The organism is Paenibacillus sp. J22FR83, from assembly GCF_059691955.1.
Window position 1 is genome coordinate 147,113 of the sequence record NZ_JCAUAM010000003.1, and the last position, 23,278, is coordinate 170,390.

The window sequence follows — 23,278 nt, forward strand, 5'->3', positions numbered from 1 at the left end:
GGAAGTAATGATTAAAACTGAACAGCAATTTTTTGAGGAAGGCAAGTTAATTCAAAATTACATGGAAGAGATGAGTTCCCTTAAAGAAGAGAGTTTCGCGGTCTTTAAGTCCTTTGAGATACCGGATGATGGTTTCATACAAAAACTCAAGATTGCTTCACTTCACTTTTTGGTGATTACGGAGGATTGGTGCGGCGATGCTATGATGATCAATCCCATTATTCGCAAAGTGACAGAAGCTGCTAATCTGGAGATGCGAGTAGCATTGCGAGATACTAACGTCGAATTAATGGATAGGTATTTAACGAATGGCGGCCGTGCGATTCCGATTGTACTAATCCTCAATGACCAAGGTCAGACAGTGGGGAAGTGGGGACCTCGCGCGCTTAAAGTGCAAGAGATTGTCGATGATCTTCGCTCCACGTTACCTGACAAAGAAGATCCTGCATTTGCAGATAAACAAAAAGCGGTATTTGGATCGTTAAGAAACCGTTACGCTCAGGATCCGACTCTTTGGTCTTATGTATATGAGAGTTTTAAAGAGACAATTTTAACTATAGCAAAAATGTAATTAAAAAGTTGAATACATGCTATAGCATGTAAGTGGCTTGAACAAAGAAATGGGGAAAAATGATGATATTGATTATTTTGCAAGTCATTCTCGGCGTATTCTTTATGTTTACAGGAAGTAAAATTATTTCCGGTAAAATGGCAAATGAGTTCGATCGTTTTGGCATGCCATCCATTTTTAATTTTTTGACAGGATTTATTGAGATAACGTGCGCACTGGGCTTAATTGTAGGTATTTGGTTTCCAATATTAGCTATGATCGCAGGACTTGTACTAGCGGCTACAATGTTTGTTGCGGCCTTTATTCTTATCATTATTGCGAAAGATCCTTTTACAAAGGCAATACCGGCTATCGTACTCTGCCTGTTGGCTATGGTTATCAGTATGACGCGTATCATTTAATCAGTAAGCTAGCATTAACAATAGTAGGTCGAGGAATTCCTTTGTCCTGTTACCTATACAATGAAGCGTAGATATGTAATATATAAAAGGTTCCTCGAGATGAATGTATATTTATGCATGCGCAGTTAAACGGCTAAAATGTATTTTTCTAATGAATTCTGAAACAACAACGGAGTACCGCGGGTTTACGGGCTCTGTTTTACCACCTAATTCCAACCCCCAATCCCCTTGGTCTGTTTTTAAATTACTTTTTTATGAATGCTAAAGAATTGTGACTGTTGCTATATCCCTTCCAGCCCAAAGTTTAAAGGTATAACCTGTTTCAAGCAGATGCCAAGGGGCTTCGTCAACTAAAAAACCTACATCTGCATAAGTGTTCCATGTTCCATCTATAATGGCGGTTATTCTTACAGGTACGGTCCATGTATCACCACTGACCTTCTTATCGATTATTTCTCCATAAATCACTACGATGTCGCGAAGCCATACATTCATGGAGTAACGACTGGGGTCTTTATTCCATTGGATAACCGCTTTGCAGTGTCTTCTTTCCATGTTATTTCTATTTAAATCACTTAATTTTTGGGCAAATATTCCTCTATAATCTCTCGTTTCATTTGGATACCTCTTGCGAAAGGAATCAATGCATTCCCAAAATAGTTTTTCATCAAATTGATTATGATTGTTTGAAAGAATTTCTGGAAGATTATGAAATACATCTGTTAATTCAGCAATATATCTAGTTTTTTGAACCATCTTATACAATGAAAATGGATTCCACCATTTAGCTAATGACCATGTGTTAGATCGAATGTCGATTAAAACTACATAAAGTAAATAAATATATGCTTTTACATTCCTTTCTTCCAACTGTTTCACCCACTTCTTTCTTTATGCGTTCCAAGCACAAAATTCTTTTATTAAACAAATAATACCATATACTGGAATGGAAGTCAGAGGAGGTTTAGATTATCTAATTCCAACATATGGTACAATTAAATTCTTAAATAAAATGTCAAGAAGGTGATTTTAGTGAAAGACATGCAATATTCCATTTGGATTGAAGCCGAACATTGGGCCCAAGGAGAATGGAACATATTCGATGATAATACGGATGCAATAGTTACATTTGAAGATGGGTCACGATGGGTGGCTTCATTTTTTACATACAAGAACATTCGGACTCTCGCAGAAAAGAATCAACAAACAGGAGAGTGTTTACAAGGAAAGTATTTTTGGGGAAGTGACATGGTACTGGTGGATGAATGCAGTCGTATTCGCATTGAAGAAGTGGTCGGGCATTTGATAGTCAAAGGAGACTTTGAAGTTATATTTGATAAATGTGCCGAGGTTAACATGGACGAATGAAGGTAGGATTCTATCTGACGATTTCTGAAACAAACCATCATTTTCAACTCGGAGTTCATCATAATGAACGGCGTTCACTCGATTCGGGTGGACGCCTTTTTGTTGTGAGAATTATTGTTTATCAGATGAATATTGAAAACGGAGGTTTTTCATCTCAGCCGCTTTTCCTTGAGCTACCGCGGTTTTAAGCCTATAAAGCAACTGAAAACTATCACCGCAACTAATGACAATTGGCCTGAAAAGCTTGATTTGAACGCATTTAAGCACCCATCTGAACAATCAGGGACTATCGACGGAAATGAAGATTGCTCGATATGATGAGACTGCAACTTGCAAGTCGCAACTTCAGTTGTAGTGAGGTCATGAAAGGATGGACGTATATGCAAACAAGTACGAATGCTCGAGTGAAGGTGCCATCGAATGCAAAATCATCGGCATTCATCAGCAGGCTCGCACGAAATCGATGGCTTTATTTTATGGTACTACCCGGATTGCTGTATTTTCTTATTTTTAAGTATTGGCCCATGTACGGCATATTTATCGCCTTTAAGGATTACCAGCCATTTCTGGGATTCTGGGATAGCCCATTTGTTGGATTGAAACATTTTGAACGATTGTTCAGCGACGACAATTTTATCGTGTTATTTAGAAATACTCTTATTTTGGCTAGCTACAATATTTTGTTTTTCTTTCCATTACCGATTGTCATCGCACTTATGTTAAATGAAGTACGGATTGAATTTATGAAACGAATGGTACAAACATTGATTTATATTCCTCATTTCATGTCTTGGGTCGTTGTTGTAGGGATTGCCTACATTTTTCTAACGACAGAAGGCGGCGTTGTGAATGACGTATTGGTACGGTTAGGTGGAGAAAAGATCAATTTTCTCATTAGTAATGAATGGTTTCGAACCATTGTTACGTCTGAAGTGATTTGGAAGGAAACGGGCTGGGGGACGATTATTTTCCTAGCTGCTTTGTCCGGCGTAGATCCTCAGTTATATGAAGCAGCACGTATGGACGGTGCAAACCGCGCACGCCAACTGTGGCATATTACGTTGCCGGCCGTTCGGAGCACGATTATTATTCTACTTATTTTAAGATTAGGCACCTTTCTCGATACGGGATTTGAGCAAATCTTCCTTATGTTAAATGCCATGAACCGTGAAGTCGGAGAAGTGTTTGATACGTACGTTTACTCCGTCGGCATTAGCCAAGGCCAGTACAGCTTTAGTACAGCGGTTGGGCTATTTAAATCCATCATCGGATTAGTGCTCGTCGTGATGTCCAATTACTTTGCCAAAAAATTTGGGGAAGAAGGAATTTACTAGAAAGGAAGCATGAATCTTATGGCAATAAAGCCAAGCTGGGGCAGTCGAATCTTTGATGGAATCAATATGGTTCTACTGCTTATCATCGCGTTAATTACGGTTCTTCCGTTCATCTATGTCATTGCAGGCTCGTTTGCAACTCAGAAGGAACTGTTGACGAAAGGTTTTATTCTGATTCCATCTGAGTTCTCGCTCGATGCCTACAAGTACATTTTCTCCACGCAAACGCTGGTTAGAAGCTTGTTCGTGACGATTTTTATTACTGTGGCGGGTACATTAATTAATATTTTCTTAACTTGTTTAATGGCTTACCCTCTAGCTCGAAAAGATATGGACTTTCGCAAGCCGATATTGATGCTTGTTGTCTTTACGATGCTATTCAGCGGTGGTATGATCCCGACATTTCTGGTCGTTAAGCAGCTAGGCATGATCAACACGTACTGGGCGTTATTAATTCCAAGCGCAATCAGCGCCTTCAACTTAATTATTATTCGCAACTTTTTCCAGCAGCTTCCAGATGGTTTGGAAGAGTCGGCCAAAATCGATGGCTGCAATGATTTGGGTATTTTCCTTCGCATTGTGCTTCCGTTATCGATGCCGGCAATCGCGACATTCTCTTTATTTTATGCTGTGGGGCATTGGAACACGTTCTTTAGTGCCATTCTTTACATCAACGATAACAAAATGTGGCCTATTCAAGTTTTATTACGACAAATTGTTATTTTAGCATCTGGAGGTATTGGCGACTCGGCTTCCATGGGAGCAGATTATGTTGCACCGCCAGATCAATCTGTCAAAATGGCCGTAATCGTGGTATCAACCCTACCGATTTTGCTGGTGTACCCTTTTTTACAAAAGCATTTTGCTAAAGGGGTATTACTAGGCTCAGTGAAAGGGTAACGATATAATAGGAATTAGATAAAGGGAGGATTTCACGAATGAAAAGACAACAACAGTTAACATGGGCTAAAACGGGTGCATTGCTTGCGACAGCCACGATGGTCATGACAGCTTGCGGAGGGAAAGAAGAGCCTGCTAAGAATAGTACTTCTGCGACGAGCAATCAGGGTCCGCTTCAATTGTCCATGATGCTGCCGAGTTACAGTCCAGAGATTATGCCACAAGACAGTTCCGTAGTAAAGCAGCTTGAAGAAAAAACAAATACGAAATTAGCGGTTACTTGGGTACCTTCCTCATCGTATACAGATAAATTAAGTGCGACGGTGGCTTCTGGCGAACTTCCAAAAACGTTTGTTGCCCTTGAGCCTAAAGCACCGTTCATTATTAATGCCTCTCGAACTGGCATGTTCTGGGAAGTGGGGCCTTTCTTAAAAGATTATCCGAATCTGAGTAAAATGTCCGACATTGTACTCAAGAATATTTCTGTTGATGGTAAAATTTACGGTGTGTATCGAGAGCGTGATCTCTCACGTTTTGGCTTAATGATGCGCCAAGATTGGCTATCCAATTTAGGCTTGCAGGCACCCAAAAATTTGGATGAGTTATATAGCGTTCTTAAAGCATTTGCCACTGGAGATCCAGATAAGAATGGCAAACAAGATACAATTGGACTTGCCGTAGGTATGCAAGGCGGTGTTATTGCTGGATTTAAAGATATTCTTGTTTATAATGGCGGCCCAAATGAGTGGGAGCTCAAGGATGGCAAGTTGACACCATCAGCAATGACAGATGCGTACATGACAACATTAAAGTTTTACAAAAAATTGTATGATGAAAAAATTATCAATCAAGATTTTGCCATTATCCCGGATGGGCGTGCTGTAATGAGTAAAGGCCAGGCTGGCCTTTGGATCGATAACATGCTAGATGGCAAAGGGATTGAAGATAACATTAAGAAAGTTGATCCTAATGCTAAAATGACTTTAATTAACCGCATCGCTGGAGCAAAAGGTGAAAGAGCAAGGGCAGGTGCAGGCTATTTAGGAATGTACATGATTCCCAAAACGAGCGTGAAGACAGAAGCTGAACTTAAACAAATCCTATCTTACTTCGATCATGTTTCTGAAAAGGATAACCAGAATCTAATGAAGTATGGCATTGAAGGAAAACAATACACGCTGGATAATGGCGCTTATAAGCCAACAACGGATGCTAAAGTCAAAGCAGACATTAATGATAGCGCGCAGTTTATGGTTATGCAAAATCAAGTTGTTAATTATGGGACAGAGCTCGAGAAGTTATCTACGAAACTGTTCCAAGATAATGCAACTATTGCGGTAGCAAATCCGGCAGCTCCATTTATTTCTAATACAGAAGTAGAAAAAGGTAAAGAGCTATCCAAGATTATTGAAGATGCAACCGTGAAGTTTGTAATGGGTTCCATTGATGAAGCGGGTTGGAAGCAAGCGGTCGATAAATGGGCACAAGCAGGTGGAAGTAAAGTGATTGAGGAAATTAACGCGGAATATGCCAAGGTTTCTAAGAAATAGGGCATGATGATGGAGGGAAGTAGTGCGATGCCGAAGCTAGTGATTGATGAACAACAGGTTAGCGCTGTCATTGATCGTGTCGTTGAACGCACGTTTCGAATGGATTTCAGCTGGGATTGGCCAGGGGGCGTAGCCTTCTATGGTGTGTCTGAAGCTTACCTTGCTACAGGTAACAAAGAGTATCTCTCGCTTTTACAAGTATGGATTGACGAGAATTTGGAAGACGGGCTTCCTAAGCTTTCTGTAAACGCTGTTTCGATTGGTCATGCGCTCCTTACTTTATTTGAAGCAACCCAAGAGGAGAAGTACCTGACGGTTGCAATAGAAATGGCAGAGTATCTCAAACATGAGGCAGTGCGTTTCTCGGATGGCATCTTCCAGCACACAGTAAACTCGGAGACGTATAACTTCCCGGAACAAGCTTGGGTGGATACCCTATTTATGGCCGGGTACTTTTTACTCCGGATGGGTAGCCTGCTGAAGCGCGATGATTATATAGCAGATGGGCTCAAGCAATATCACGGACATGAACGGTTTCTACAAGATTCGAAAACGAACTTATATTACCATGGTTGGGATCATATTGCGCAATCCAATATGTCTTCAATTTACTGGGCTCGTGGCAATGCGTGGGCGGCGTTAACGATGGCTAGAGCACTCGATTTGGTTCCAGTCACCCATCCTTCGTTTATGATAATTGATGGATCGTTGCGGGATCAATTAAGCTCGCTTGTAAGGCTGCAAGATGACTCAGGACTTTGGCATACCATTGTTGACGATTCAGCATCACCTCTGGAAACATCAGGTTCTGCAGGGATTGCAGCTGCTCTACTATCCCGCGGCAGACTGTACAACAAATATGTGCAGAAATCGATTGACGGCATCCTAGCGCGCATTGCGGAGGACGGGACGGTTACAGGCGTTTCGGCAGGAACTGCTGTGATGGATGATGCAGATGGCTATCGAAATGTGCCAGACAAACGAATTCAAGGATGGGGACAAGGACTTACGTTAGTTTTCCTTGCATCCATTCTCAACGCGAAGAGGGACCTCTTCGGTAATGGCTGCTGAATAACGAAGAAGCGCTGGTTTTGGAAAGATATCTTCCAAAGCCAGCGCTTTTCTGTTTAATTAACACTACCCATCATCCCGGAACTGCCCAGGTGTCATGCCTGCAAATTTACGGAAAGAACGAATAAAGTTGGCTGCGTTGTTGTATTGCAGTCGCTCCGCAATTTCGGCAACTTTCATGTCCGATTCTTTGAGCCATTTCTTGGCGATATCAATGCGGTACTGAGTCAAGTATTCACCGAAATTAATACCGGTTTCTTGCCGGAACACACGGCTTACATAATGCGGATGATAATTAATGCGAGCAGAACAATTCTCAAGGGTTAAGTCGGAATCGAATTCCCTTTTAATCATATCCATGATAGCTTCAGAAATTTGTTTGAACTGAGACTCACGCCGGTTACCGAGCTCCTCGATATAAGGAACGATGAACAAGGTTAGGAACCACTGTTCCATCTCTTGCATGTTTCTCAGTTTAAATAGAGTTTGGACTAAGGTAGCTTCTTCACTTATACGCTCCAAATCAATGGACAATTCTTGGCCAAATCGTAGAAGATCGACCAATAATCGAAGTAGAGTCAACTGATAGTCTTGATGTTGTGCAGGCGCTTGGAAAATCGATTCAATAAATTGATGCAAGGCAATCTCTGCTTGTTCTAGGTTGCCTCCACGGATAGCATCAAAAATGGATTGCTCTTTGTCATGCGGGAATAGCGATAGATTGCTTTTCTGCGGCTGTAGATCTTCAATAAACAGGATGGATTCGTCACCTAGGCCAACCCTATATTTTAAGGATGTCATCGCTTCATGCAGTGCTTGTGGTGCTTCCATAAACGAGCTGAATGTACGGCTAATCCCGATGCTCACTTTGATTTCAAGATACTGCAAAATGGCAGTCTGAATCTCATTGGAAAGCGTAAAGATGTGCTCTTTAAATGAGGCGGCTTCGTTGGAGGAGCCGATTAGCGTAACCTGATTGTCTAGATAGACGATCGGAACCAGGCGTTGCTCACTTAAAATTAAATCGCCAACAATATTATTGATGGCAAACATCAGTAGATCGCGATCTTTCTCGCTAAATCTAGTCTCTCTCAGCGTATCGATCTGGATGGCGATTACACACATCGACCTCCAAGGAGCTTCCACACCATATAAGCCTAACTTCTCTTCAAACTCTGTAGATCGAAGGCTTCCACCGAATAGTTTCTGCATAAAAAATTCTTTGAGTTGATCTTGCTGCCCTTTTAACTCGTTCATAATCAAGGACTGATTCCGGATTAGGAAATCAACCCGATCTCCAATGACCTGAAGCTCACCGCTAGGTTGTGCCACATTGGAAGACGTTGGAACATTATGGAGCGCCGTATAGAGGGATTTAATCGGACGATACATTTTCTTAGAGCCAAACCATGCAATCGCGAAGGTTACTAATAGAATGCCTACACTGACCAATAAGGTAACCCAGCCGATGATCGTATTTTGAGCATTGATTTGTTTGTTGGAAGCGACGGATACATAACTCCAACCGTTATAGGAAGATTTCCGGTAAGTGACAGTGACCTTTTCGCCATTTACTTTAGAGGTGTACTGACCGAATGCGGCATTCGCCTCAATGAGAGGTTCCAAATGAGGTTCCCCGGCCATGCTTTTACCCAGTTGATTACGGTCAAGATGATCAATGACATCTAAATTTTTATCCAGAATAAACGTGGTGCCAAGCTTGTCGCTTTGTACGGAAATAAACTCCTTCATCACATCGGAAGATAGGACGACACAAATAATGCCTTCGGGTGTAACCGCATTGAATGGATATTTTTTAATAAAATAAATATTTTGAAGCGAGTTCGGCGAACTCGTGGTATCTTTGGTCCAAAATGAACCGGTAACCGTTTGCGCAAATGCTGCAAGCTGCGGTCGAAAAGCCGGTGAACTATATTCATTCACGCCAGAGCTGGAGACGATCCATTGTTTATTTAAGCTATAGAGGAAGACATCTTTAATCCCTAGTTCGTAGGTTTGAATTTGGGAAATGCCCTTATACAGCTCATGAACCATTTCAAAGTCTTCTTTATTGATATCTTTTTTAAAAGCACCCATGACAACAGGCGACTGCAACAGTTGTGTTGCGGAATTGTCTATGGTTTTGAGGGTTTGTTCAACGCGCATCTGCATCTGCTGCAAGAGCTGCTTATTACTCTCGTTCACTTTATCTTGTACAGTTCGGGATGAGTTGTAATATGCGAAGCTTCCCAATAGCAGCACGGGAATTGTGCCTATAATCACAGAGAAAAACAACAGTTTTAATAAATATGAGTTTGATCGCAGCTTCATTGTTCCTCCAAAGAAAAGGTAGTTTCAACCTTGTTCCGTTTAATCCTTTTTACACTGTGACGGACTGTAGTACTTAAATTGCTTAAATGTCCGTGTAAAGTAGTTGATACTGTTAAAACCAACTTGCTCGGCTGCCTCGGTTACGGAAATGCCCTTTGTCCGAAGCAGCTTTTCCGCTTCATTGACGCGGAATAAATTGACGTATTCAACGAAGGTACGGCCTGTTAACTTTTTGAATGTTTTGCAAAAATGGTGGAGACTCATGTTGGTCACATGCGCAGCTTCCTCGAGGGAAATGGGGCGCCTGTATTCCTCGCGGATGAACGCAAACAAATTTTCAAAATGTTTGGCATGCAAGAGCGACAGATTCGTCCGATGGCTGCGGTGAGTCGTATTCGCTTGGTCCATCCACCGCAGCGCAGCAGTAATAAGGAGTTGAAGGTGCGAGCGGATGGAGATCTCATAGCCCGGGAGTTTGTGCTCGAATTCATCAATAATTCGAAGAATGAGTTCTGCAAAGGCCGTGTAAGCGGCATCCCCCGAACGCAAATGAAGAGGGAAGCGCTTGTGGCCTTCCATGAAAGGCAGCACCATGGGTCCATACAACGGATCTCCCGAATCGGCGCCAAGCAGGGATTTATTAAAAACGATGGCATAGTAATCAACATCCATATTATTGACCGCATAGCCCGTATGCAGCTCACCAGAATGGACAAACAGCAGATCACCTGGCGATGTCTCGTTGGAGATGCCGCCGATGTCAAAGACAGCGCTTCCTTTGACAAAATAGATAATTTCCATATGTTCATGCCAGTGAGGGTACAAGACGCGCTCACCGGAGCTGAGATTGTGAAAGACGTTAACCTGAAAATGCTTGCCAGGCATGCGGGTATTTTCTTTTAATTCCTTCAGAGCAGTCAGAATAACTTCACTCCTAATAGCACAAAATTGTGCAAGTTTTTCACACGATTCTACGTAGCGAGATTACCAAGAATTCAACTATTCTTAGTATATCCCAGATGGTTGTGTAGGGCTACATGCTCTAAATGGATATATGACGAATAAGGAGACGACTAAAATGGAACAAATAAGAATCGGTACGCTCGTTCAAGGGAACACGGCAGTTAAAGTGATTCCGCAAATTGTGAAGCATGGCTTTGAGAGCTTTCAGCTTTCATTTTGGCAAACGACAGGAACGACGGATTTAAAAGAAAGTGCTGCGCAAATTCGTGACATGATGATGCAACATGATACAGTCATTTCGAGTTTATCGATATTTGGCAATCCCCTTACTGGAACTGGAAGCAATGCGGACACGGTGGCTAGCTGGGAACGATTGATTGATTCTGCGAGGGATTTTGGCGCGGATATGGTAACTGGCTTCACAGGGAGACTAACGGATCAACCTATCCCCGATTCTATTCCCAAATTCAAGGAAGTGTTCGGTGAACTGGCACATCGAGCAGAGGCAAATGGTGTGAAATTGGCATTCGAGAACTGTCCTATGAATGGGAACTGGCAGAAAGGGGATTGGAACATCGCCCATAATCCCACTGCTTGGGAAATGATGTTTGATGCACTTCCTTATGATCATATTGGGCTTGAATGGGAGCCTACGCATCAAATGACACAGCTCATCGAACCGATTCCGCAACTGCGTAAGTGGGTCAATAAGATTTTTCATGTTCATGGGAAGGACGCTACGATTGCCTGGGATGTGATCAAAGAGCATGGGATTGGCGGCAATCACCCTTATGTATGGCACCGGACACCTGGCTTTGGCGATACGAACTGGACAGATATTATTTCCATTTTAAGATTAGCCGGGTATAGAAGTACGATTGATATTGAAGGGTGGCATGACCCGGTATATTGCGGTGAGCTGGAAATGACGGGGCAAGTTCATGCGCTCCATTATTTACAAACATGCCGAGGTGGAACGTTCGTTCCAAATCCGATCATTTAATCATAAAACAGGAGGGAAGAGCTCATGAGTACGATGTATAAAATAGTTCAGGCCGGCTGCGGCGGTATGGCTAATAAGTGGATTCAATATGCATTAGAGCGGGATGATGCAGAGATTGTAGCGTTTGTCGATTTGTACGAAGCGGCAGCACAAAAAATGAATGAAACCTATGGGCTGACGATACCTTGGTACGCAAGCGTGGAAGAGGCGATTAAGGAAACTGGCGCCAATTTGGTTTTTGATGTGACGATTCCTTCGGCACATAAGAAGATTGCGATGGCGGCGCTCCATGGCGGCTGCCATCTCATGAGTGAAAAGCCGATGGCAGCCTCGATGGAAGAGGCAGAACAACTGGCTCAACTGGCAGCGTCCAAGCCAGAACTGAACTATAGCATCATGCAGAACCGGCGTTATTTAAAAGATATTCGCGCGCTGCGTGAGTTGATCGGCTCCGGATCGATTGGCAAGCCAAACTTTGTGACGGCGGATTTTTTTATAGGTGCCCATTTTGGCGGGTTCCGGGATGCGATGGAAAGTCCACTCATCTTGGATATGGCTATCCATACGTTCGATCAGGCACGCTTCCTCATCGGGGCTAACCCCGTGTCAGTCTATTGCCACGAGTTTAATCCAGAAGGTTCCTGGTATGCCGGCAATGCCGCTGCCGTGTGCATTTTCGAATTTGATAATGGCGCAGTCTTTACTTATAACGGATCATGGTGCTCCGAGGGTATCCGTACTTCATGGGAGGCCGAATGGCGTATCGCCGGCAGTAAAGGAACAGCCGCTTGGACAGAGGGAGCTCCTTACGCAGAAGTTGTGGCACCGGATCAAGCAGATAAATTCTTATATGAATACAATCGCATCGACGCTCCTTATGTTTGGGGAGGGCGTGAAGGGCATGATGGGTGCTTGGATGAAATGTTCCAAGCGATTCAGGAAAGACGCCCAGCAGAGACGACTTACGCTGACAATATTTACAGCACCGCCATGGTTTTTGGTGCCATACAAAGTGCTAGGGAGCAGCGAAAAGTTTTCTTGCAACAACCATGAGTACAATGAAGAGCCGCCTGGATGGGCGGCTCTTTAAATGCTTAAACGCTCTGGTCCTTGAAGGACAGTGTAGCAATTGACGCCTGGGAATGGCGATTTCTATTTACATATTATAAGTTTGAAAATGACCGGTTTACGCGGGCGGTACCCAAATCCAGGCATCTTTGGCATAGCCTCGCTGTTCCCAGTAGCCCGTATGATCACTGTCAATGAGTTTGATCCGGTTCAGCCATTTTACTGATTTGTATGCGTACATTTGTGGAACCACTAGTCGAACAGGGCCTCCCATATCTCTGGGAATTGGCTTACCATCTAGCATAACCGCAACCATCACGTCCTCCATCCAGGTCTGTTCAATGGTGATATTATCCGTATATACGCCATCCGCTGAATAAAATTTCACCATCTTTACCCCCTCCTTAACGCCTGCTAGTTCTAACAGTTTGTTCAGAGGAATGCCCTCCCAAGTACAGCTGTTGACTGACCAACCTGTCACACAATGAAAATCGCTGACCTGCACTTGGCGGGGAAAAGCGAGAAATTCGGTCCAACTCCATTGAAAAGGCTGATTAACAAGCCCGTCGACAGTGAATGTCCACGTATCGGGATTGAACTTGGGTATGTCTGTCACAGTATAGATCCGGAAGCTGCCCTTCGCTCCGCCCCCCTTCGGTGGCAGTGAATCTGACAATGGCGTCGGCTGTAGAAAATCCACCAATAAGGACTCCTCTTCTTGAAGTGAGGAGAGGTTGGAGCCCCCTACAGCAGAATTCAGCCAACGGATAAAAGGGGGCATGGCGAGCCCCGCCACAACCACCGCCACACCTGTTTTAATGAAGGATCTACGAGATATGCGGCGGAAAATTCTACCCGTTGTCGGCTCATAGGTACCAATCTCCCTGAGCTCAACGGGTTTGCCCAAGGGGGAATGTTGATTCCTAGCCGCTTCCCGGGCGGCCTTTCTCAACCAACGACTTCGTGTGATGGAGTGGTAAATAGCGTATGGAATACCGACCCATGTCAGTAAATCATGAACCAATAATGCTGAATTATTCCAAGCAGGTGGAAATGACCGATATCTCCATAAAATAAGACCAGACACAATCCATCCTGCCAATAGTACAAGTACTAGCATCAGATTTCCTTGCTGGGCTTTGCGGGTAGACAGTAGGCGAAGATGCTTGCGGATGTATGGGAGATATATAATTATTAAAGCCAGAGATACCAATCCAGCTGCGATATGCAGCTGCTTCAGCCAAACCCGGCCCTCACCTAATAAAGCGCGCATGGGTGGTAGGTAAAGTAATATGCCGCTAATTGCTAGAAACAATAGGATCCAAGCATTTGAAGAATGCAACTTGTGCAGTTTAAGTCCCAATCCCTGCTTTTTCACACGACTCCCCCCTTATTGTAAGCAATGTCTGTTAAATCCGCTTTACACAAAACCATTATAAGTATATTTCACCCCAAATTGATATCATTTTAATTTGATATAATTTTTTACGTGTAAGTCCCAATTGGTGAATGTGTCATATAGAATTTCGGTCTTTTTTATAACAATTCGTGGATCATTCATATATCAATCTCACTGCTGAGTTGTTACGATAGTAACAGAAATAAAAACAATAAATGACATTCAGGAGGGGTAACAATGTTTAAATGGAAACGTTCTCTAGCCGTATTGGCTACAACAACTGCTTTGGTGGGATCACTGGCTGCTTGTGGTGCTAGCGACAAAGGAGCAACTACTAGTTCAGCGCCAACTGCCGCACCGACAGAGACAGCAAAGGCATCCACAGAGCCAGTTAAGCTTCGCATTATGTGGTGGGGGGCTCAGAATCGTCATGACGCAACTTTGAAGGCTCTTGAATTGTACACGAAGAACAACCCGAACGTAACGTTCGAACCTGAGTATTCAGGTATGGACGGTTATCTGGACAAATTGTCCACACAAGCAGCTGCTAACAATGCGCCAGATGTTGTACAGCTTGACCCGGGCTGGACGCCTGATTGGGCTGCCCGCAAGCAATTAGTTGAATTGACGCCAACTGTGGATGTAAGTAAATTTGATGCCAAACTGATGGCAGGTGGACAATCCGGTGGTAAACAATACGGTATTCCTCTTGGTTCTGTTGCTTTTGGTATGATTTATGACAAAGCGGCAATGGATAAACTAAGCATTAAGAATCCTGCTAATGGTTGGAACTGGGATGAATATTTTGCACTAGCCAAAGAATCCAAGTCGAAATTACCTAGTGGAACTTATTTCACTAAGGATTACGGCGGTAATTACTTCGTCTACTCAGCCTACCAGTATGCAAAAGGCAAAGGTTCGGTTGTATCCCCAGATGGCAAATTTAATGTAGATCAAGCGACTTACCTAGAATGGACTAAGAAATTCGAAGAATTGCGCAAAGAAGGACTTGTTCCTCCAGCTGACGTAAATGCCTCTGACAAAGAAAATGATCCTAAATTGGATCTAATGGTTTCAGGCAAAATCTTAGTGCGTTATGCGTTCTCTAATGGATACGGTACGTATGATAGCTTGAAAAAAGGTGCCTACGCTTTGGTGACTATGCCTCGCTCTTCCGCTCCAGGCGGTTGGTTGAAGCCTTCGATGTACCTAGCTGTTAGCGCAAACTCGAAAAAACAGGAAGAAGCTAAGAAGTTTGTTAACTGGTTCGTTAATGATACTGAAGCAGCTAAAATTTTGGGGACAGTACGCGGTTTGCCTGCTAACAAGGACGTTTCGGCTCTTCTTCAAGCTAGCTTCAGTGACCAAGATAAAGTCGGTTTGGATCTGCTTCGCGCAACAGAGAAAGACGGTCAAACTTGGGATTCAACAAGCGGCTGGACCAATTTCATTGACAAGGATTGGACGTTGGTAGGTGATCAACTTACTTTTGGTAAAATTACCCCACAACAAGCTTTTGATCAGTTGAAATCTGCATCGAAATCATACGAAAAGTAGTCTAAGTCAGATACCCTGGAACGGATACTTGTTCCAGGGTATCTTTTAATCTCTTGGAATGGGGACAACACGAGGAGGATTTATTTATACATGGAAACTTTATCTAACTTACATACTGGCAGCGGCTATCAAGCATGGCTAGGATACCGCCAATTGTTACCTGGGGATCGTTATGATCAATACGCGGACTGTAGCCGAATTCATGTAACGGAAAAGGATGCCGTTATCCAAACCGCAATATCTGAATTAACCTATGGACTAGAGGGTATCTTGGGCGTGAAGCCCGAAATTGTCGACCAAGAGAAACATGTCATTGCCATTGGCACGTTTGGCAACAATCCTGTAGTAGATCGTCTAGTCACACCGGAGAAAATTGCACGGGTTGGGCAGGAAGGCTATGTCATTATAACGGATAAAGAAAACGCATGTGTGGCAGTTGGTGCAACTACCTCTAATGGTGTTTTATACGGAACTTTCCACTTGCTACGTTTGTTAAGTACTGGCTCGGATATTAACGAATTAGATATTGTTGAGAACCCAATCAATATGATACGGATGATTAATCAGTGGGATAATATGGACGGCAGCGTGGAAAGAGGGTATGCGGGTGAATCCATCTTTTTTAAAGACAACCTGATTACAGAAGATCATGACCGTATCCGAGATTATGCTAGAATGCTCGCCTCAGCAGGGCTGAATGGTATTGTGATCAATAATGTGAATGTTCATAAAGTGGAAAGTAAACTGATTACAGAATTTTTGCCTGAGGTGGCCAAACTAGCTGCTATTTTCCGTAAGTACGCAATCAAGCTCTTTCTATCGGTTAATTATGCCAGCCCTATTGAAATCGGCGGTCTGACGACTGCGGACCCCCTTGACTCGGATGTGCGCCAATGGTGGAAGGATAAAACAGCTGACGTTTACGCAGTTATCCCGGATTTCGGCGGCTACTTAGTAAAAGCCGATTCGGAGAACCGACCGGGACCTTTTACTTACGACCGAGATCATGCTGACGGCTCCAACATGCTGGCTGAAGCATTAGAGCCATTTGGTGGCATGGTTATTTGGCGTTGCTTTGTGTATAACTGCAAGCAGGATTGGCGCGATAGAAAAACGGATCGAGCTCGAGCCGCCTATGATCACTTCAAGCCCTTGGATGGTCGCTTTAAGGATAACGTCATTTTGCAGATCAAAAACGGTCCCATGGATTTCCAAGTCAGAGAGCCTGTATCTCCACTTCTGGGAGCTATGCCGTCCACAAATCAGGTGCTAGAATTCCAAATTGCCCAAGAATATACAGGGCAGCAACGACACTTATTTTATTTGATCCCTCATTGGAAGGAAATCCTAGACTTTGAATCCTACACCAAAGGTAACGGATCCACCATTAAGCGTATTGCTAGTGGCTCGGTTCATGGCAATCGGTTGGCAGGCATTGCTGCTGTTTCCAATATTGGAAATGACATGAATTGGACAGGACATTTGCTAGCGCAAGCCAATTTGTACGGTTATGGCAGGTTGATTTGGAATCCAGACTTGACTGCTGAGCATATTGCTGAGGAATGGATCAAGCTTACATTCGGTGATAACCCAAATATCATTCATGTAATAAAAAACATGCTGTTGAGTTCGCCTGCTATCTATGAGTCCTATACGGCACCGCTAGGCGTTGGTTTTATGGTTACTCCCCATACTCACTATGGTCCTGATGTAGATGGTTACGAATACGCCAAATGGGGGACGTATCACTATGCCGATTGGCATGGAATAGGTGTAGATCGGACACTTGCAACAGGTACTGGATATACATCCCAATACAATTCACCTAATTTTGAACGATATGAATCTCTCGCCCATTGTCCGGATGAACTTTTGCTTTTCTTCCATCATGTTCCTTATACGCACGTTCTTCAATCAGGTAAAACCGTTATTCAGCATATATATGACACGCATTTTGAAGGTGTGGATAAGGCAGCGCAGCTTGTTTCACAATGGGACAGTCTAGCTGGAAGCATGGATGAGGTATTGCATAAGCAAGTTGCTGAGCGTATCGAAGAGCAAGTGGAGCATGCCAAAGAATGGAGAGATCGGATCAATACGTATTTTTATAGAAAAAGTGGGATTGCCGACAAGGCTAAACGCTTCATTTATTCCTAAAATAATTCTTGCTATGTATTCGCAATACGAGGAAGCAGCCACGGCTAGCTTCTTCGTTTTTCGTTATATTTTATAATAATTCGATGATTTCCCTACTTTAGACTAAGATGAGCGACTTATATAATTAAATTATAAAATACCGACTATAAAGAAAGTACAGAGGTGATTATGCTTGAACAATTCTACTATCGTTGCTGCAAACGGGGCTGAAGTGAAAAAGAAGCGCAAGTTTTTCAGCAGATGGGATGCCCCGTTAGCAGGTTATTTGTTTATTTCTCCATGGTTAATCGGATTTTTTGGTTTGACGGCCTATCCTATGTTTCTATCATTGTATTATTCTCTTACCGATTATACATTGCTTGAACCCATCAAATGGATTGGTTTACGGAACTACACCCGTATCTTTACAGATGATCCGAGATTTACCCAATCCGTCAAAGTAACATTTCAATATGTGCTGGCATCGGTGCCGTTGAAATTAATTGCGGCTTTGTTGGTGGCAACACTCTTAAATAAGGCAATGAAAGGTATTTCCTTTTACCGTACGGCGGTTTATTTCCCTTCTCTAATTGGTGGAAGTATTGCCGTATCGATTTTGTGGCGTAATATCTTTGGTGTTGACGGCATCTTTAACGAAATTCTATCCATATTCGGTATAGTAGGAAAAGGTTGGATCACGAATCCAGGTTCAGCCTTGTGGACGCTGATTCTCCTAACAGTTTGGCAGTTTGGATCAGCCATGGTTATCTTCCTTGCAGGATTAAAACAAATTCCAAACGATCTTTACGAAGCCTCATCCGTTGATGGTGCGAACAAGGTTGTACAATTTTTCAAAATTACGCTGCCAATGCTTTCACCGATTATCTACTTTAATTTAATTATGGGTGTCATCAATTCATTCCAAATGTTTACTTCCGCTTTCGTTATTACCAATGGCGGTCCGATGAATTCTACGTATGTATACGCATTGTATCTATATGAGCGGGCCTTCAGTCGCTATGAACTCGGATATGCTTCAGCTTTAGCTTGGATTATGCTGGTTATGATTGTCATAGTAGCAGTTCTTATTGCTGGCACTTCGAAGTATTGGGTCTTCTATGAAACTGACACAGGAGGGAAGAAAAGGAAATGAACATAAAATGGAATTCTTCTATTCGCCATACCCTAATGATTGTGTTTAGTATTCTTATGATTTACCCATTAATCTGGTGGGTTGGCGCATCACTTAAGTCGAATGCAGAGCTTGGTTCGCCTGGAATCTTTCCTTCGGTTCCCAAATGGAGCAACTACACGGATGGATGGCATGCAATTCCCGGACGCACATTTACTGATTTTTATCTGAATACTTTCGGTCTTGAAGCCATGGTTTTAATAGCAACGCTTTTTTCAACCACCTTGGTAGCCTTCGGCTTTGCTCGTCTAGATTTCCCATTAAAGAATCTCTGGTTTTCTATTCTAATGATGACTTTGATGATGCCTTCACAGGTGCTCATTATTCCGCAATATGCGATGTTCCATCAACTGGGTTGGGTAAACACCTATCTTCCGTTTGTGGTTCCTCACTTGGTAGCAAGTGGAGCGGGCGGTAGTTTCTTCGTCTTCCTGCTGATTCAGTTTATCAGAGGTATCCCCAAGGATCTTGATGAGTCTGCGAAAATTGACGGTTGTTCATGGTTTGGTATATTCTGGCGTGTGGTTCTGCCACTGACCCAACCCGCAATTGTAACGATCATGATCTTCTGCTTCTTGTGGAACTGGGATGACTTCCTTGGCCACTTGCTGTACCTAAACTCGGTAGATAAATATACCGTAGGTTTGGCGTTGCGGATGATCAATGATGCGCAATCAGCTCAAGAATGGGGCCAATTGTTAGCAATGTCTCTAGTATCCATACTCCCTGCAACAATCGTATTTACGTTTCTGCAACGTTATTTTGTTGAGGGCATTGCGACGACGGGGATTAAAGGTTAAGATTATTTTGAATATGCAAATTGGACGGTAAAGAGACGAGTTTCCTTCGTAGCTTTACCGTTTTCTTTCACAGTAATTACAGTTGGGAGAAACGCCAGATGACTAACATTTTCAAGAAGTTTCGAATTGAGAGCCTATTTTTCCGCAGCTTTTTTGTTCTTATCTTTCTGGTTCTAGTCAGTATTGTGTGGACAAGCTACAATATTTCTTCTAAAGCTCTGGTGAGAAATACCTCCCATTATCAACAACAATTGTTGGAAGAATTGAACAACGAAATTTCAACACGGCTAACCATGATTGAGCAGATCTCCTTATCCACTTCCCGTGACAACGAATTGATTAGACTTCTTTGGAATAGTCAGGATGAATTCGATCGTCACCAAAAAGCCGATAATGTCCATAATGCAATGGCAAATCTTACCTATTCTATTCCGATCATTCAAGGTATTGATCTCTATATGGAACGTCCTTTTCGAAAAGAAGAAAACAGTTATATCCAATTCTGGGATGTAGAGGATTTAGATAATCGGAGGGAATGGAGTCAGTATTTGGACAAGAGTGATTTTGCCTGGACATCTGAGTATGAAATTCCTAGCTTCACGGGGAATGTTCCAGTTCTTAGTTTTGGGCGGAAAATATTATATAATGATACTTTTTTAGGTGTCGTTGTTATTCATGTGAAAGCAGAAGAAATCCGAACCCTGTTAAAAGGCCGCTCAAGGGACTCCAATCGGATTATGACAGATAGTAACGGGCAGGAAATTTTGAAGATAGGTGAAATGCAGGAACAGTTGGAAATGAGTAAAAGGGTGAACATGGAAACCGAGAAATCCGGCTTTATCCATATTCGTGGGAATTCTTCGGTGGGAGATTCGCTTTTGGTATATTCGAAGTTGAATGATTCCAATTGGACTTTAGTCGAGATGACACCGTGGAAACAGATTACGGCCAGTAGTATCCGTTTGGCGGAAGTTATCGGTATCATTGGTGTTGCCGCTGTACTGCTGATGTTGATGCTGACCCTCTATTTAAGCAGACAATTTACAAAGCCAATTAATATGCTGGTCTCTGCCATGAGCTCCTATTCGATCGGTGGTAAGAATCAGGATTTGCCAGGAGATTACCAGAATGAGTTTGGCTATTTATTTGCCGGCTACCGAAAGCAAAACGAGCGTATCGAGGATTTGTACGTATCCCTCCAGCAGCGATATGAGCAGCAGCGTAAAGCTGAAATTGAAGCGCTACAAGCTAATATTAACCCTCACTTTCTCTACAACATGCTGGACCAGCTGAACTGGATGGCCATTGAGGCCGGACACGAAGAGCTTAGCCGAATTTTGGAACTAATGGGACAAATGTTTCGGATCGGCTTATCTAACGGAGACAGTTTCATTCCGATTGCAAATGAATTAGAGCATATTAAATGCTACCTGGAAATCCAGCAACTTCGCTGGGGGAACGGTCTTCATTATGCCATTGATGTGCCCGAAGATGTTATGGAACTGTATATTCCTAAGCTGACATTGCAGCCCTTCGTAGAAAATTCTATCGTGCATGGATTTAACACAAGGCTGACCGGTTATGTCCAAATTCAGATGAACCGTTTGGAGAACTCGCTTCAGATCATCATCGATGATGACGGTATTGGTCTCCAACAAGTGGTGGAGAATAAGAGGAAACGTCATACGGGAGGTTACGGTGTTCGCAATGTAAGGGAAAGAATTGCTGGTTATTTCCGGCATATCTACGGTGTTGAGTTGTACGAGCGGGAAGAAGGGGGAACTAGGGTAGAAATATTTCTTCCGTTATTGACCGAGCCTCCAACCAAATAATTAAATGAATAAAGGAATCGTGATATTTTATAATAATTTGTGCATCATTCCTATTTAAACCTTTATAATAGGCCGTTATTATGAAGATGATGGCAGTCAGAAACGCATAGGATCCAGTCATACATAATAAGCTACTTACTCTTAAATGCTAATAAATGTAATAGCTAAAGGAGGTAAATATAATGTGGAAGATCGCGATTATTGACGATGAGCGCCAAGTGCTTCAAGGAATGAAGCGTGCCATTCCTTGGGATGAATTGGAAGCAGAGTGGGTTGGGGAAGCCATGAATGGCGTCGATGGGTTAAATATGATCCGAAGTACACAGCCGGATATTATTATAACGGACATATACATGCCCCTTATGAATGGCTTAGATATGATTGAACAATTAAGAAAGGAAGAATTTACTGGAAAGATTATCATATTGAGCGGGTATTCTGATTTTGAACATGCTAGACAAGCTCTGAGGTATAACGTCAGCGATTATGTATCAAAGCCGATCAGCATGCCGACGTTAAAAGTAATTCTAAACAAGGTAATCCAAGAACTGATGGATGTGGAAGAAAAACGGATAAAGCAAGGCGAGTTGGAGCACAAGCTGATGCTGTACGAGCCGTTTATTGAGAAGGAGTGGGTGCGGTCAGCTGTGGTTGGTACATTAGAAAGCGCTAACCAAAGCGGAGAAATCTTGCCTCAGCCGTATCGTTTCTGGTCCAATACTAACCATGCAGTGATCGGGATTGAACTCGTTCGGGATGAAAGGGTACGCAAATTTTCAGTATCGGACTGGAACTTATACCGATTCGCGGTTAGTAATATCGTTTACGAGTTGGCTCGTAAAGTATTTCCATCTGTCGAATATACAGAGCTCCACAGCACCCGTGCTGTATTAATTATTCATCCGGAATTGGATAACAATGAATACACACACACAGCTATTAAAGAGTTGAGCATTCAGATTATTGAAAGCGTTGCAAATTATCTGAAATTGATGAGCCGTGTCGGAAGCGGAAGCATTAAGACTGATTGGACCCAAATGCCAGATTCAACGGAGGAAGCATTCCGTGCCATCGATATGAGACAACTGAGGGTAAACCCGTCCTTTGAGTTTTATACATATCAGAGAGAAGCGGCTGCTGAACAGGAGCAGGTGGCTTTGTTTCCAGTAAAATTCTCTTATGAGCTTGCGAATGCCATGAAGGGTGTCCAGAAAACGAAGGCTCAGCAACTCGTTGCTGATTACATTGGAGAACTGGAGAACCAGGTGGGGATAAGATCTGAATATGTTCAGATGTTAGGTAGTGAATTATGGGGGATTATCTCTTATTGTCTATATGAGGCTGGACATGTACTTGACGACCTATTCACGAACGACCAAATTGTGAAGGAGATAAAGGACTTAATCAAGCCTGATCAATTGCAGAGGTGGTTATCTGAGAAAATTTCCATTATTTGCGACAGCAGACAATGGAAGGGGAGCAGCAAACACCGTCAAGTCGTTGATTTCATTACGCAATACATTCATGAGCATTATGCGGAGGATTTAACGCTGGCTATTCTGTCTGATAAAGTGTTTATTTCACGGAACCACTTGTCTATCATATTCAAGAATATGACCGGTGAAACCTTCAATACCTATCTGACTCGTGTCAGAATTGAAAAAGCTCGCGAACTGCTTTTGGAACGAAATATGCTGGTTTATGAAGTTGCTGAGAGCGTTGGATACAAAAATTTCCCTTATTTCAGCCTTCTTTTTAAAAAAATAACAGGCATGAACCCGACAGATCTCATTAAACTATGA

At 42.8% G+C, this 23,278-nt stretch carries 19 protein-coding genes; 15 read left to right on the forward strand and 4 right to left on the reverse strand.

What is annotated here, in order from left to right; all coding sequences use genetic code 11:
• The first annotated feature begins 10 nt into the window (after window positions 1-10).
• Together AC58PV_RS06600 and AC58PV_RS06605 are read left to right on the forward strand one after the other, a co-directional pair.
• On the forward strand, window positions 11-571 hold the full coding sequence (locus tag AC58PV_RS06600) for a thioredoxin family protein (protein WP_497431806.1): 561 nt from the start codon (window positions 11-13) through the stop codon (window positions 569-571).
• A gap of 62 nt (window positions 572-633) precedes the next feature.
• On the forward strand, window positions 634-972 hold the full coding sequence (locus AC58PV_RS06605) for a DoxX family protein (RefSeq protein WP_497431807.1): 339 nt from the start codon (window positions 634-636) through the stop codon (window positions 970-972).
• 261 nt (window positions 973-1,233) lie between these two features.
• Here AC58PV_RS06605 and AC58PV_RS06610 read toward each other — a convergent pair whose 3' ends face one another.
• A complete protein-coding gene (locus tag AC58PV_RS06610; protein ID WP_497431478.1) occupies window positions 1,234-1,842 on the reverse strand; it encodes a hypothetical protein in 609 nt (202 codons plus the stop codon).
• Between the two features lie 171 nt (window positions 1,843-2,013).
• On the opposite strand from AC58PV_RS06610, the gene AC58PV_RS06615 reads away from it, so the two are divergent.
• The 5 genes from AC58PV_RS06615 (at window position 2,014) to AC58PV_RS06635 (ending at window position 7,195) form a co-directional block, all read left to right on the forward strand.
• Entirely contained in the window at window positions 2,014-2,340 is a 327-nt protein-coding gene (locus tag AC58PV_RS06615) for a hypothetical protein (RefSeq protein WP_497431808.1), read from the forward strand.
• 476 nt (window positions 2,341-2,816) lie between these two features.
• Entirely contained in the window at window positions 2,817-3,674 is an 858-nt protein-coding gene (locus tag AC58PV_RS06620) for an ABC transporter permease (protein ID WP_497431809.1), read from the forward strand.
• Window positions 3,675-3,692: 18 nt separating this feature from the next.
• A complete protein-coding gene (locus tag AC58PV_RS06625; RefSeq protein WP_497431479.1) occupies window positions 3,693-4,574 on the forward strand; it encodes a carbohydrate ABC transporter permease in 882 nt (293 codons plus the stop codon).
• A gap of 38 nt (window positions 4,575-4,612) precedes the next feature.
• Window positions 4,613-6,124 (forward strand): extracellular solute-binding protein, encoded by a 1,512-nt coding sequence (locus AC58PV_RS06630; protein ID WP_497431480.1) that lies wholly within the window; start codon window positions 4,613-4,615, stop codon window positions 6,122-6,124.
• Between the two features lie 27 nt (window positions 6,125-6,151).
• Entirely contained in the window at window positions 6,152-7,195 is a 1,044-nt protein-coding gene (locus AC58PV_RS06635) for a glycoside hydrolase family 88/105 protein (protein ID WP_497431481.1), read from the forward strand.
• A 66-nt stretch (window positions 7,196-7,261) separates the two neighbouring features.
• On the opposite strand, the gene AC58PV_RS06640 is transcribed toward AC58PV_RS06635, so the two are convergent.
• Complete coding sequence (locus tag AC58PV_RS06640) at window positions 7,262-9,526, reverse strand: AraC family transcriptional regulator (RefSeq protein WP_497431482.1); 2,265 nt, start codon at window positions 9,524-9,526, stop codon at window positions 7,262-7,264.
• A gap of 39 nt (window positions 9,527-9,565) precedes the next feature.
• Window positions 9,566-10,411 carry an AraC family transcriptional regulator gene (locus AC58PV_RS06645; protein WP_497431483.1) on the reverse strand — a complete coding sequence of 282 codons (846 nt, stop codon included), beginning with the start codon at window positions 10,409-10,411 and terminating at the stop codon, window positions 9,566-9,568.
• Window positions 10,412-10,604: 193 nt separating this feature from the next.
• Here AC58PV_RS06645 and AC58PV_RS06650 point away from each other — a divergent pair, with 193 nt between their 5' ends.
• On the forward strand, window positions 10,605-11,492 hold the full coding sequence (locus AC58PV_RS06650; RefSeq protein WP_497431484.1) for a sugar phosphate isomerase/epimerase family protein: 888 nt from the start codon (window positions 10,605-10,607) through the stop codon (window positions 11,490-11,492).
• Window positions 11,493-11,516: 24 nt separating this feature from the next.
• Window positions 11,517-12,545, forward strand: a complete 1,029-nt coding sequence (locus AC58PV_RS06655; protein WP_497431485.1) for a Gfo/Idh/MocA family protein — start codon at window positions 11,517-11,519, stop codon at window positions 12,543-12,545.
• A 133-nt stretch (window positions 12,546-12,678) separates the two neighbouring features.
• Here AC58PV_RS06655 and AC58PV_RS06660 read toward each other — a convergent pair whose 3' ends face one another.
• Entirely contained in the window at window positions 12,679-13,938 is a 1,260-nt protein-coding gene (locus AC58PV_RS06660) for a molybdopterin-dependent oxidoreductase (protein ID WP_497431486.1), read from the reverse strand.
• Between the two features lie 258 nt (window positions 13,939-14,196).
• Between AC58PV_RS06660 and AC58PV_RS06665 the strand changes: the two genes are divergently transcribed.
• The 6 genes from AC58PV_RS06665 to AC58PV_RS06690 all read left to right on the forward strand — a co-directional run bounded on the left by AC58PV_RS06665 (window position 14,197) and on the right by AC58PV_RS06690 (window position 23,278).
• Window positions 14,197-15,516, forward strand: coding sequence for an ABC transporter substrate-binding protein (locus tag AC58PV_RS06665; protein WP_497431487.1), 1,320 nt, complete (start codon window positions 14,197-14,199; stop codon window positions 15,514-15,516).
• 90 nt (window positions 15,517-15,606) lie between these two features.
• Window positions 15,607-17,673, forward strand: a complete 2,067-nt coding sequence (locus tag AC58PV_RS06670) for an alpha-glucuronidase family glycosyl hydrolase (protein WP_497431488.1) — start codon at window positions 15,607-15,609, stop codon at window positions 17,671-17,673.
• Between the two features lie 172 nt (window positions 17,674-17,845).
• Entirely contained in the window at window positions 17,846-18,805 is a 960-nt protein-coding gene (locus AC58PV_RS06675; RefSeq protein ID WP_497431489.1) for a carbohydrate ABC transporter permease, read from the forward strand.
• Window positions 18,802-19,644, forward strand: a complete 843-nt coding sequence (locus AC58PV_RS06680) for a carbohydrate ABC transporter permease (RefSeq protein WP_497431490.1) — start codon at window positions 18,802-18,804, stop codon at window positions 19,642-19,644. The genes AC58PV_RS06675 and AC58PV_RS06680 overlap by 4 nt, the downstream gene beginning before the upstream one ends.
• Window positions 19,645-19,742: 98 nt before the next feature.
• On the forward strand, window positions 19,743-21,476 hold the full coding sequence (locus tag AC58PV_RS06685; RefSeq protein WP_497431491.1) for a cache domain-containing sensor histidine kinase: 1,734 nt from the start codon (window positions 19,743-19,745) through the stop codon (window positions 21,474-21,476).
• 182 nt (window positions 21,477-21,658) lie between these two features.
• Window positions 21,659-23,278, forward strand: a complete 1,620-nt coding sequence (locus AC58PV_RS06690; RefSeq protein WP_497431492.1) for a response regulator transcription factor — start codon at window positions 21,659-21,661, stop codon at window positions 23,276-23,278.

What these genes read in the sequence shown, in the direction of transcription:
- AC58PV_RS06620 (WP_497431809.1), top strand. Translation starts at nt 2,817, where the DNA reads ATGGTACTACCCGGATTGCTGTATTTTCTTATTTTTAAGTATTGGCCC.
- AC58PV_RS06690 (WP_497431492.1), top strand. Translation starts at nt 21,659, where the DNA reads ATGTGGAAGATCGCGATTATTGACGATGAGCGCCAAGTGCTTCAAGGA.
- AC58PV_RS06630 (WP_497431480.1), top strand. Translation starts at nt 4,613, where the DNA reads ATGAAAAGACAACAACAGTTAACATGGGCTAAAACGGGTGCATTGCTT.
- AC58PV_RS06625 (WP_497431479.1), top strand. Translation starts at nt 3,693, where the DNA reads ATGGCAATAAAGCCAAGCTGGGGCAGTCGAATCTTTGATGGAATCAAT.
- AC58PV_RS06605 (WP_497431807.1), top strand. Translation starts at nt 634, where the DNA reads ATGATATTGATTATTTTGCAAGTCATTCTCGGCGTATTCTTTATGTTT.
- AC58PV_RS06665 (WP_497431487.1), top strand. Translation starts at nt 14,197, where the DNA reads ATGTTTAAATGGAAACGTTCTCTAGCCGTATTGGCTACAACAACTGCT.
- AC58PV_RS06635 (WP_497431481.1), top strand. Translation starts at nt 6,152, where the DNA reads ATGCCGAAGCTAGTGATTGATGAACAACAGGTTAGCGCTGTCATTGAT.
- AC58PV_RS06640 (WP_497431482.1), bottom strand. Translation starts at nt 9,526, where the DNA reads ATGAAGCTGCGATCAAACTCATATTTATTAAAACTGTTGTTTTTCTCT.
- AC58PV_RS06650 (WP_497431484.1), top strand. Translation starts at nt 10,605, where the DNA reads ATGGAACAAATAAGAATCGGTACGCTCGTTCAAGGGAACACGGCAGTT.
- AC58PV_RS06685 (WP_497431491.1), top strand. Translation starts at nt 19,743, where the DNA reads ATGACTAACATTTTCAAGAAGTTTCGAATTGAGAGCCTATTTTTCCGC.
- AC58PV_RS06655 (WP_497431485.1), top strand. Translation starts at nt 11,517, where the DNA reads ATGAGTACGATGTATAAAATAGTTCAGGCCGGCTGCGGCGGTATGGCT.
- AC58PV_RS06670 (WP_497431488.1), top strand. Translation starts at nt 15,607, where the DNA reads ATGGAAACTTTATCTAACTTACATACTGGCAGCGGCTATCAAGCATGG.
- AC58PV_RS06645 (WP_497431483.1), bottom strand. Translation starts at nt 10,411, where the DNA reads ATGCCTGGCAAGCATTTTCAGGTTAACGTCTTTCACAATCTCAGCTCC.
- AC58PV_RS06615 (WP_497431808.1), top strand. Translation starts at nt 2,014, where the DNA reads ATGCAATATTCCATTTGGATTGAAGCCGAACATTGGGCCCAAGGAGAA.
- AC58PV_RS06680 (WP_497431490.1), top strand. Translation starts at nt 18,802, where the DNA reads ATGAACATAAAATGGAATTCTTCTATTCGCCATACCCTAATGATTGTG.